At 40.3% G+C, this 11,990-nt stretch carries 10 protein-coding genes; 4 read left to right on the forward strand and 6 right to left on the reverse strand.

The window, feature by feature from the left end:
* Positions 1-126 precede the first annotated feature (126 nt).
* Positions 127-1,380, forward strand: a complete 1,254-nt coding sequence (locus BMW98_RS20250; protein WP_139177728.1) for an alkaline phosphatase family protein — start codon at positions 127-129, stop codon at positions 1,378-1,380.
* Positions 1,381-1,505: 125 nt separating this feature from the next.
* Here BMW98_RS20250 and BMW98_RS20255 read toward each other — a convergent pair whose 3' ends face one another.
* Complete coding sequence (locus BMW98_RS20255) at positions 1,506-1,886, reverse strand: hypothetical protein (RefSeq protein ID WP_090261332.1); 381 nt, start codon at positions 1,884-1,886, stop codon at positions 1,506-1,508.
* A 171-nt stretch (positions 1,887-2,057) separates the two neighbouring features.
* Entirely contained in the window at positions 2,058-2,408 is a 351-nt protein-coding gene (locus BMW98_RS20260; protein WP_139177729.1) for a hypothetical protein, read from the reverse strand.
* Between the two features lie 381 nt (positions 2,409-2,789).
* Here BMW98_RS20260 and BMW98_RS20265 point away from each other — a divergent pair, with 381 nt between their 5' ends.
* The 3 genes from BMW98_RS20265 to BMW98_RS20275 all read left to right on the forward strand — a co-directional run bounded on the left by BMW98_RS20265 (position 2,790) and on the right by BMW98_RS20275 (position 8,986).
* Positions 2,790-7,271, forward strand: coding sequence for a tandem-95 repeat protein (locus BMW98_RS20265; protein ID WP_090261336.1), 4,482 nt, complete (start codon positions 2,790-2,792; stop codon positions 7,269-7,271).
* Positions 7,272-7,340: 69 nt separating this feature from the next.
* Positions 7,341-8,393 carry an aromatic ring-hydroxylating oxygenase subunit alpha gene (locus BMW98_RS20270; RefSeq protein WP_090260196.1) on the forward strand — a complete coding sequence of 351 codons (1,053 nt, stop codon included), beginning with the start codon at positions 7,341-7,343 and terminating at the stop codon, positions 8,391-8,393.
* Positions 8,394-8,416: 23 nt separating this feature from the next.
* Positions 8,417-8,986: a hypothetical protein gene (locus tag BMW98_RS20275; RefSeq protein WP_090260198.1), complete on the forward strand. Its 570-nt coding sequence runs from the start codon at positions 8,417-8,419 to the stop codon at positions 8,984-8,986.
* On the opposite strand, the gene BMW98_RS20280 is transcribed toward BMW98_RS20275, so the two are convergent.
* From BMW98_RS20280 to BMW98_RS20295, 4 genes are all read right to left on the reverse strand, one after another.
* The gene (locus BMW98_RS20280) at positions 8,983-9,336 is read right to left on the reverse strand and encodes an MmcQ/YjbR family DNA-binding protein (protein WP_090260200.1); all 354 of its coding nucleotides are present in this window, start codon (positions 9,334-9,336) and stop codon (positions 8,983-8,985) included. The genes BMW98_RS20275 and BMW98_RS20280 overlap by 4 nt on opposite strands.
* A gap of 4 nt (positions 9,337-9,340) precedes the next feature.
* Positions 9,341-9,562 (reverse strand): DUF6728 family protein, encoded by a 222-nt coding sequence (locus BMW98_RS20285; protein WP_090260202.1) that lies wholly within the window; start codon positions 9,560-9,562, stop codon positions 9,341-9,343.
* A 10-nt stretch (positions 9,563-9,572) separates the two neighbouring features.
* Positions 9,573-11,561 carry a (E)-4-hydroxy-3-methylbut-2-enyl-diphosphate synthase gene (gene ispG / locus BMW98_RS20290; protein WP_090260204.1) on the reverse strand — a complete coding sequence of 663 codons (1,989 nt, stop codon included), beginning with the start codon at positions 11,559-11,561 and terminating at the stop codon, positions 9,573-9,575.
* A 71-nt stretch (positions 11,562-11,632) separates the two neighbouring features.
* On the reverse strand, positions 11,633-11,990 hold a 358-nt coding region (locus BMW98_RS20295), incomplete at its 5' end, for a leucine-rich repeat domain-containing protein (RefSeq protein ID WP_420820078.1).

Below are 11,990 nucleotides of genomic sequence, written 5' to 3' on the forward strand. Positions count from 1 at the left end.
AAAGTACAAACCATAATCTGTATTCTACAAAGTCACTTTCCGATCATCAAAAGAATAACACGAAAGTAACTTTGGCTTGACAGCGATTACCCCTTATGATGTAAATTCGTGAGAAAATATTCGCACGTGAAAAAGTACTTCGAAATCATCCTATTTTGTGTAGTTCTAGGTTTAGTCTGCTGTGAAAAAGTAATGGACCTTAATAGCGATAAGCCCTATGTTGTGCTTGTTTCTTTCGATGGTTTCCGACATGATTATGTTGAAAAGTATAACGCTCCCAACTTTAAAGAGCTTGTAGCCAATGGTGTTTCTAGCAAAGGACTCATTCCTTCTTATCCGAGCAAAACATTCCCCAATCACTACACCATTGTAACTGGCCTCTATCCCGGCAATCACGGTTTGGTAGATAACTCATTCTACGCCCCCGATTTAGACCTACAATACTCCATTGGCAACAGAGAGCGTGTGGAGAACCCGGCCTTTTATGGCGGCACCCCACTTTGGCAACTAGTGCAAGAAAACGGCATGAAATCGGCCAGCTACTTTTGGGTTGGCTCAGAAGCACCAATAAAAGGCAGTTTGCCAGATTATTACACCAAGTATGATGGATCTGTAACGAACGAAAAAAGAATTGAGGTAGTTAAGGATTGGCTTAAACTTCCTGCGGAGCAGAGGCCTCAATTTATAAGCTTGTACTTTTCTCTTGTTGATGACAACGGGCACGGTTTTGGGCCAAATAGTGAAGAAACCAAAAACACGGTGTTAGAAGCAGATAGGCTGCTCGGGCTTTTGAGGGCCGAAATAGCTGAGATTGATCTTGATGTAAATCTAGTAGTGGTAAGCGACCACGGTATGAACGAAATTAAACCTGAAGCCGGTAATTACACTACTTATGACGAACTACTCGAAGGTTTAGACCAAGACAAGTTCAGGTTTATTAGCAATGGTGCTCATGCCCATTTCTATGTGCATAACCGAGAAGACATTGACCCTCTTGAAGAGGCTCTAAGGGCGAAGGCCAAAAATTATAAAGTCTATAAAAAGCCAGATTTTCCAGCGCATTGGCATAATGCAACCAACAATAGGGTTGGTAATATTATCATCACTATGGAGCCAGGGCATTACCTCACCTCAGCCAGCAGAGCCGAACGGACTATAAAAGACCAAAACACAAGAGGAGAGCACGGTTTCGATCCATATGAAACAGAAGACATGCGCGGCATTTTTTATGCTGAAGGTCCCCAGGTGAAAAAAGGTATGCAAATAGATGCCTTCGAAAATATTCACATCTACCCATTTATTGCTGAAATATTAGGCATCACCAACCTTCCAGAGATTGACGGGAAGAAGGAGGTCTTGTCTTCAATGTTAAAAAAATAGGCTTTTCAGGCTCACTTTGTTCTCACTCTAGTCTTAGCGTCTCGCTGAGACTAATAACTTTTTTGGTCTTAGGGAGACCCTAAGACCAGTGGGGGGATCAGGGGGGGATAATTGATTGAAGGAACTTATTTCTTTTTACCATCAGGTCTAGCATAATATTCTTCTCTTGTTGCTAAAGAATCAATTAATAGATGGTAACCAAAAAAACTCAGGTCTGGATTTTTTGTATGAACAATCCCTCTGACAGGCTTATACAGACTAAGGTATATCGTATCCCCAAACAATTGCACATTCGAGATTACATCTTTTGCCTCGAATAAAACTTTAACTACATCACCTTTCTTTACTTCCACAAAGTCGGGACTAACATCAGAAATATAGCTATGATAATACCAACTAATCTCTATGACACCATCATCAAGCGTCTTTCTTATAAACCTGTCATTCCCTTGAGAAAAATCACACGAGAAAAAAACTAATAAAACTAATACTATTGATCTTTTCATTTTTTTGGACTTTTACCGAAATAACCTTTGAAAATCCCAGTTCCTAAATATGTATGATCTCCAAAGAAGGGCGCTCAATCTAGTCTTAGCGTCTCGCTGAGACTAATAACCTTTCTTTGGTCTCAGGGAGACCCTAAAACCAGTGGGGAGGGGGGAGCACTGGTGAGTACATTACTCTTTCTGATAAGCACTAACAAGTTTAATTGGGTGACCTGACCAAAATTCATTAGGTTTCATAAGCTTTTTACTACCTGAAATAAGTAGACTATCTCCTACTTTTAATCCATCCCAATTAAGGTTGCAAGGAGAATATTTGTATTCTTCTGTTGTTAGGAGAAAGTTCACTCCGTCAGATTCAATTTTAACTAAAAGATTTCTCACTTTTCCATCGTTTCTTCTTTGCTCAAATTCACAAGCTTCTTTCAATTTAACTTCTTTTGAATATTGACTTATACTTTCTGTTCCACTACAGCTAATAATGGTCATTAAAATAATTGCGAAAACAACTTTAAAGCATCTCATTTTTTCCTGTTCACCCTATCTCTTCTTACATTCTGAACAATCCTTTGGAATTGGTTCTTTCTTACAATTCCTCACTCTAGTCTTAGCGTCTCGCTGAGACTTATAACCTTTTTTGGTCTCAGGGTGACCTTAAGACCAGTGGGTCAAAATATACATTATTGCTCACTTGTTGAAAATAGGCGTCCACAAAATCAAAAGCATCGTCAAACAATATATATTTAAGTATGCCATTGGAGCCAAGCACTTGTTTGGTCTCAGCGAGACGTTAAAACCAGTAGGGTCTGATTTATTTTCTTCATGGAAATAATTAAGCAATTCTTGCTTTTAAAACAATTGAGACCTTTCTTACTACTTTGTCATCATCAACCGAATTCCTTATAAATGCCCACAACTAATTTTTTAAGATTAGCCCTAGTCATAGCTATTATTCTAATCAGCATAGAAAACACTCAAGCACAGAGCGTATATCCAGAATTAACCGTCCAAGCTGAAAAGGAGGCGTACATTGATGACATGAAAGTGGATTCGGAGGGAAGAATTTATTTAGCAGGAAGAATTGACTACTACAATGGAATAAAGACGACTAATACCGACATCAACAATATCATAAGGCTAAATGCTGATCAAAGCTATGACAACTCATTTCAAATTCCTTCTGAAATTTCGGTGAAAAATATAAGCAGCATTAAAGTTTACGATGATTTCATACTAGTCTTTACTGCAACAAATGGAAAGTATGAACTTGATATACTTAACCTAGATGGTTCTTTAAATGATCAAATCAAATTCCCTGAAGAATTAGATTTTTTTATACATGGAGGCATATGGGATGGTAGCAATTTTTTTCTAACCGCATACTCTCAAAATATTGCCAAACTATATAAATTCGATGCAAATGGCGATCTATCTGATGATTTTATACCAATACAAATTGATGGGTTTGGCAATGCAGATGCCATAACTCTCTTAAATGATAAAATATACTTCTATGGTAGCCACGATACATACGGTGAGACTTCAATAGAAACTATTTTTAGAATAAATAAAGACGGCTCCATTGATAATAGCTTTGCCGCAGGGTCAGTTGGTGAAGATTGGGATTATATTAGGACAATAAAAAAACATGGTTCCTTTCTATATGTGGTTGGATCCTTTAGCACTTTTGACGGAGTTAGTACTCCCAAAGGTGTGGTTAGACTAAACTTAGACGGAAGTGTTGACGAATCTTATACACCTCCGGTAAGTGACTTCTTTTCTATTGTTTATGACGTTACTTTTGATGAATCAGGCAATTCTTATTATGCTGGATATTATCGAGATCTGTCCTATTTTTATCGAATAATCTCTTTTAACGAAGAAGGAACTACCCGAGATGAATTCAATGTGTTGGACTTTAAATCATCTGAACTTATATATGTTGCGAACATAGAACATCATAAAGGCAACCTATTCTTTTCATCACTATTCTACGAAACGGAAGGAACAGACATATACAGCTTCGCAGCATTCGATGCACAAGGCTCTCTTCTTCCGAACATTCCAAAAATCACAAGAATGGCCGATATCACCTCACTAGATGTTCAAGCAGACGGTAAAGTCATTGTGAGTGGGGATTTTCGTTTGATAAATAAAACCCTCTCCCCCCTTATTTCCAGATTAAACACAGACTTTTCACTTGATGAAACATTCAATATGAGTTATGACTTTAACCACTACAGCCGAAACTCTGTATCAGAAGTGTATGTGCAACCCGATGGTAAAATTCTCATCGGGGGAAGTATACGGCAAGAAAAGGGTGAAACATGGTCTATAACCAGGGTTAATTCTGATGGGAGTATTGATGAAGATTTCGCGGGAAATACAGGTCGCATTTATACTTCAGAGGCTATTGAAAAAATAGTTCAATTAGATAATGGAAAGATTTTTATAGCGGGTAGCACTTTCTATTCACCAATAGGGGAAAAAAATATCGTTCTCTTAAATCAAGATGGTACACTTGACGAAACGTTTGATGCCCCCCTCCTATCTTCAAACTCAGCAAAAATCAGCGACTTTATTGTTGAGGATGACGGCTCCGTAATCATTACTGGTATGGTAACCAACAGTTCTTACCAGCGACAAAGCTTTCTTAATAAGCTTCTTTCAGATGGCACAGTTTCAGGTAACTTTATATCCTCAACAACTTTACCGTTTGAAGCACTTTCTTTAATAAAAACTGAATCAAGAATTATCTTGGGAGTTAGAAATAATTCTGGCGGCAACCCTGCCACAGACGAAGAATTTGTTCACCAATTTGACTTAAATGGCAACTTGATTGATAACACTTCAATTGGACTACTTGCCGAGCTTACAATACTTCCAGTGAACCATTTTGGGTTTGCAAGTGACTTCATAACCACTCCAGACAATGATATAATAATTTCAGGTGGTTTTAAGAAGGTTAATTCAAGTGACCATTCTGGTCTAGTAAAAATTAGCCTTGATGGAGCTCTTGATGAATCATTTAATGTAAATGTTAACGGTGTCTTAAATGGAATAAAACAGATTGATGAGCAGAACGCATATATTTTTGGTTCGTTTAGAGATATAACCAACAAGCCCATAACAGGTGTTGCAAAAATTAAATTAACTAACAGCGCTCCAGTAATTAATGGAATGAATGAATCCTTTGTAATTAAGGAAGACAACGATCTACCAATTACTAAAGATGCTCTCAATATTTATGATGCTGAAAACGAATTAGAAGAACTTATACTTTCTATCAAAGAAGGCGACAACTACACTTTCAATGGACTTACCATAACTCCTGATCAAGACTTTTTCGGTACATTGACCATACCTGTAGTGGCTAGCGATGGAGAAGAAGAAAGCGAACCTTTTAACGTTGAGGTTATTGTTACTCCTGTTAACGATGCTCCTATTGTTGACAGCTTTGAAGCTGAGTTCAGCACCGAAGAGGATACTTCATTTGAACTATCCATCAACCAATTTACTGTCACAGATGTTGATAATGATTTCCCTGTTGATCATACGTTGACCCTTCAAGAAGGTGACAACTACTCTTTCGATGGACTTACCATAACGCCTGCTCAAGATTTCTATGGCACATTGACAGTGCCTGTTATAGCCAATGACGGGGAAGATGACAGTGAACCTTTCAATATCGTAATTGAAGTAACTCCTGTTAATGACGCCCCTTTTATTGAAAGCTCTGAGGCGGAGTTCAGCACCGAAGAGGATACTTCCTTTGATATATCCATCAACCAATTTACTATCACGGATGTTGATAATGATTTTCCAGCTGATCATACGCTAGCAATTCAAGAAGGTGAAGACTATACTTTTGATGGGTTGACCGTAACTCCGGCACAAGAATTCTTTGGAACACTGACCATTCCGGTAATAGCTAGCGATGGGGAAGACTACAGTGAACCTTTCAACATTGAACTAGAAGTACTACCAATTAATGATGAACCAATTCTTGAGAGTTTTGAGGCAACAGTTAGTACAGAAGAAGATACTTCTTTTGAGTTATCTATAGACCAGTTTACGGCCACTGATGTTGATAATGACTTCCCTAATGATCACGCGCTAGTAATTCAAGAAGGTGAAGACTATACTTTTGATGGGTTAACCGTAACTCCAGCACAAGACTTCTTTGGAACACTGACCATTCCGGTAATAGCTAGCGATGGGGAAGACTACAGTGAACCTTTCAACATTGAACTAGAAGTACTACCAATTAATGATGTACCAATTCTTGAGAGTTTTGAGGCAACAGTTAGTACAGAAGAAGATACTTCTTTTGACCTATCCATCAACCATTTTACTGTCACAGATGTTGATAATGTTTTCCCAGCTGATCATACGCTAGTAATTCAAGAAGGTGAGAACTACACATTTGACAAACTAACCATCACCCCTGCTCAAGACTTCTATGGCACATTAACAGTGCCTGTAATAGCCAACGATGGAGAAGATGATAGCGAACCTTTCAATATTGAAATAGAAGTACTGCCAATTAACGATGCACCTATTCTTGAGAGCTTTGAGGCAACAGTTAACACAGAAGAAGATACTTCTTTTGAGTTATCTATAGACCAGTTTACGGCCACTGATGTTGACAACGACTTCCCTAATGATCACGCGCTAGTAATTCAAGAAGGTGAAGACTATACTTTTGATGGGTTAACCATAACTCCGGCACAAGACTTCTTTGGAACACTGGCCGTAAACGTAATAATTCAAGATACAGATCAGGCTAACTCCGCAGTTTTTGAAGCATCAGTTTCCGTAACCGCAGTAAACGATGCACCAATAATTGAAGGCACAACGCTCAACACTACTATTGACAGCGAAACATCTGTAGAAATAACACTTGCCGATTTAACCGTGACAGATGTGGATAACGACTATCCAACCGACTTCACCTTGACTGTACAAGAAGGCGACAACTACACTCTTAATGGCACCACGGTAACTCCAACCATCGATTTTGTTGGCTCATTAGCGGTTAACGTATCCGTGAATGATGGCGAAACCAATAGTAACACATTTGAAATAGCTTTTACAGTTACCGAGGTTACCTCCATAGACCTTTCTGAAGTATCGAGCAAACTGGGGCTTCATCCGAACCCATCTACTGACGAAATAACAATTTCCCTTGAAAATGAAGTTTATGCGCCTGTAAGCATTACAATGGTAAATAAGGACGGAAAAGTAATATATCAAGTAAATAAGGCTAAGAATGGTCTGAGTTTCGAGCATACCATTCAAACCTCTTTATACGCTTCAGGACTATACTTTATCCGAGTCGCTCAGGATCAAAAGTACCGTAGCATTTTAAAAGCTATAATAAGATAATCAAAAGGGCTACACTAGTAGCCTTTTTTATTCTCCTCATCACATAGGAATGATTATGTTTGTAGCAATATGAGTACTCAAAAGTCGAAAAACCTACGGAACATCTGGTACCTGGCTTGTCACAGCAGCGCCCTAAAGCAAGGCGAAACGATTGAGAAGGAGATTGATGGAGAGAAGATTTGCTTTGGCCGAGACAAAGATGGGAAGGTCTTTGCACTCAAAAATCAGTGCCCTCACCGTGGCATCCCGCTGACCTACGGAAATTTTGACGGCTGCGAAATTGAGTGCTGCTATCACGGTTGGCGTTTTAAGCCCGATGGAGTTTGCTCCAAAATACCGGCACTTCCTCCTCAGTCATCACTAGATGTTTCAAAGATCAGGGCTCCATATTATCTGCTCAAAGAAATTCATGGTCTAGTGCTTATTTACTTACCTAAAGACATGCGTAAGCCTGAGGACTTTGATGAAAGCTTGATGCCTCAGTTTCCACTTAAGGAAGATCAGAAGTTTGATTTGGTAACAGCCAAGCGCATGGATTGCGGACTGGACCATTCGGTTATTGGTCTAATTGACCCAGCACACGTTCCTTTTGTACACCAATCTTGGTTTTTCAGAAAGAAGACTAACCTGAAGTTGAAGACAAAGAACTTCGCACCATCGCACTTAGGTTTCACTATGGTTAGGCACGAGCCTTCAAAAAACTCTGCGGCCTATAAAATCCTAAAGAAAGAGCAAACCACTGAAATCAGTTTTCAAATCCCTGGTATTCGGATTGAACACATTAAAGTTGGCGAAAACGACATTGTGATCATGACTACCCTGACCCCGGTAAATGAACACGAAACGGAGCTTACGCAATTCATTTATACAGACATAAAGTGGTTTAAACCACTTAAACCTGTCTTCTACAAGTTTGCTGAAACCTTTATTCAACAAGATGTTGATGTATTTAAAAAGTTGAAAGAAGGTTTGAATAACAACCCACCATTAATGCTTATGGGCGACCCCGACATGCAAGCAAAATGGTACAATGCCATTCGTATACGTTATGAAAAGTGCCAAGAGGAAAAAATTCCTTTCGAAAATCCGATAAAAGCACAAACATTATACTGGCAGACTTAACTGTTATTATTAATTTTAGAATTATGTGTAAAAAAATATTCTTTTTAATTCTACCTGCAATCGTTTTCTTGGCATGTAGTGGAGACGATGGCCCAGGTATAACCCAAGAGCAGCGAGAGCTAGAAATGGGCTATGAGGGCAGCGATGTTTATTCCTTTGGACTTACCGCCCCAATTACCACAAACAACGACAACGTTCATAGTTGGACGCTATCCCTTGATGTAAATGTAGATGGTGAAGACGATGTGGAAATAAGAGCCTACCAAGAGTTTAATGGAGATAAAGGACTCACCCTAGAATCATTAAATGGAACCACCACTTTTTCGGTAGATGGAGATGGTGACATTCTACCAAAGGAAGCAGGAGTAAAAGTAAGTATCGACTCTGAAACTTGGGGAGGCGCCAATAGCGTATTACCACTTGCTGTTTCTACCGGGGGAACTACCACCGGCCTATGGAATGGCTTAACAAGTCACTACGTTGCCGTAAAGATCGACATTAACAACAACCGTTTCTTAGCTTGGATTGAGTTTACCGTAACAGACTACGACAACCACAGCTTCCATAACTTTGTGCTAAAATCGGTACCTTAAATCAGGCCATTTTCGACCTTTACTTTTTTAGGAAGACTTTTAACTACGAGCTCATAGGAATGATCTGTGAGCTCTTTTAATAGCTTTTCGGATACGCGATTATCTGTAAAGACAGAGTTCCAATGCGTTTTATTCATGTGCCAACCAGGCTTAATGCCTTCGTTTTGTTCACGAAGTTCAGCAGCGCGCTCAGGGTCACATTTTAGGTTTACATATTCGAATGAATCGATGCCGGTAAGCGCGAACATTTTCCCGTAACATTTGAACACTAAAGTATCGGGTCCGAAAGGAGTTTCTTCAGAAGTTCCTGGTTTAGAAAGGCAGTATTCCCGATACTCGTCTATATACATATTATTAGCGCGTAAAGTAGCGAGCAATCATTACGGTAAGGGCAATTAAGAACATAATGATGGATATTTTATTTATGCCATGCATTACTCTTAGGTTGAAGTTTGGTCTGTTGTTAGGGTCTTTCTTTCTAAAGAAATAACCCAAAACAGGACTAAAATCGAAGGCCTCTTTTGCCGATAGCTTTACCTTCTCCCCTCTTTCATTTTTTTCTTTATCATCAACCATAGCTCAAAATTTAATTTTCAAAACGTTCAACCAACTCAGGCTCTAACCATTTGCCGTCTGTGCGTATAATTTCAATCAGTTCGTCAACAGCTTGTGCGGAAGGCACTCCTCGTTTCACAACTTCTTGTCCACGATACAAAGTGATTTTACCTCTACCCGAACCAACATAGCCATAGTCGGCATCGGCCATTTCGCCTGGTCCGTTTACAATGCAGCCCATAATCCCGATCTTTACTCCTTTGAGGTGATCGGTACGTTTACGAATCATTGCGGTGGTTTCTTGCAGATCGAAAAGGGTTCTGCCACAGCTTGGGCACGAGATATATTCCGTTTTGGTCATTCTGGTTCTACCTGCTTGTAGAATACCAAATGCCGTTTCGTTCTTTAATTTCGCCTCCTTCAGGTAGGCTTCTTTGTTCGCGTTATTCGCCACCTGAAGCATTACTCCATCACCAAAACCATCCACTATTAAGCCGCCAATATCCGTTGAAGCGTCTATCAGCAATTGCTCTTCGTCTGTAACATCATAAGGGCGAACAATCACCACTGGGCAGCGAAGTTTTCTTTCCACTAATTCGTAAAAGAACCTTCTCATGGCCGGCATGGCATGGGCATTGTCTGTTTCTAGCAATACCACAATGTTATCGGCTTCCAGAACAGCCAGCACAGCCTCATTGATATCAGCCGCATTCAACCTTAAAAAGTTGAGTTCATCAGAGCAGTTTTCTGCTTCGGCCAACTCGGCAAAAGTATAAACAGGGAAACGACTGCTTTTATCATCCAGCGTATTCCATGCATTATAATTCACCAACTCTTTCAGGCCATTTGGCAACATAAAAGGAATCACCTTATCGCCCGAATAGACATAGTCAGCACCCTGATCGTTCATGCGCCATTTATCGGGTTCTGGCAAATAGAAATGTCCGATTGCCTTCAGGTCTTTAACCTCCACTGCGTTTAATTGACTCAAGTCAGCGATTACGCGTGGCACATTTAAATCACCAAAATTCAGTACCTCTAAAGAGTCTCTTTTATGGTATTGAAATGGATCGATAGGAATTTCTTCTATTGGTTCGATAGCAGCATGCCCCGCCCTATCCGCATACCTTTCAATAAGCTTGCGTGCTACGGGAGCTTCATACTCTGGTGCCTCGGTTAGGGACACACGAACGGTATCGCCCAAACCATCTTCTAAAAGCGTACCGATACCCACTGCCGATTTAATTCGGCCATCTTCAGCCTCGCCTGCCTCGGTTACCCCAAGGTGCAAAGGATAAGGCTTCAGCCCTTCTTCATCGAGCTTTTGTGCCAGCAAACGGTAAGCTTCTACCATTACCTGCGCATTGCTCGACTTCATGGAAAGCACAATTTGGTCGTAGTTCAGGTCTTCGCAAATACGCAAAAACTCTAGGGCCGATTCTACCATTCCCAAAGCCGTATCGCCATAGCGGCTCATAATACGGTCAGACAGCGATCCGTGATTGGTGCCAATACGCATAGCCGTACCATGCTTTTTGCATAATTCAACTAGCGGAGTAAAACGCTCTCTAATTCTTTCTAGCTCTTCTTGATATGTCTCATCAGTATATTCAATCGACTCGAAGCGCTTTTTATCGGCAAAATTACCTGGATTAATCCTTACCTTCTCTACAATTTGAGCCGCTAGCTCTGCCGCATTTGGGGTAAAGTGAATGTCGGCCACCAAAGGCACGTTACAGCCACGCTTTCTAAGTTCGGCTTTGATGTTACGAAGGTTTTCTGCCTCTTTAAGACTTGGTGCAGTAATGCGAACCAACTCACAGCCAGACTCCACCATACGGAGGGTTTCCTCCACAGTGCCCATGGTATCCATGGTATCAACGGTGGTCATAGACTGAACCACAATTGGATTGTCTCCGCCAATTACCACATCGCCCACACGCACAGGAATGGTCTTTCTGCGGCTATATTCAACCGGACTGTTACAATATTTTTTTGCTGAAGCTAAGGTAATTTCCATGTACTTTTTGCTTGCCTCAAAGGTAACTTGAAATGAGTGAAATTGTTAGTAATGACGAAAGGAACTTATGTTTAAGGGTTCACCGCCACATCGCAGTTTGGTAGTGCTGCTTTCAATGCCTCTATTTCCGCATCGGTAGCATTGCCTCGGCTGAGGATTAATCTATTAAGGTTGGCAGCAGCAGACAAGCCTTTAGCTCCGTTTACTGTAACGCTTGTTCCGCCTAAGTGCAGTAATTCAAGCCCTTTGATTTGCGACAAAACAGGAATAGCAGCATCAGTTACGCCTTCCAAGCTCTTTAACTGAAGTTCCTTAATTCTCTCCATTTTTGTCAGTGCTTCAAGCCCAGTGTCTGTCACATACGTTTCGTTCATCTCCAGCCTATCTACCTTTTTTACTCTCCGTGAAATGTATTCCAGATGCTCATCG

This window comes from Roseivirga pacifica, from assembly GCF_900111145.1.
In the GTDB taxonomy this organism is placed as follows: domain Bacteria; phylum Bacteroidota; class Bacteroidia; order Cytophagales; family Cyclobacteriaceae; genus Roseivirga; species Roseivirga pacifica.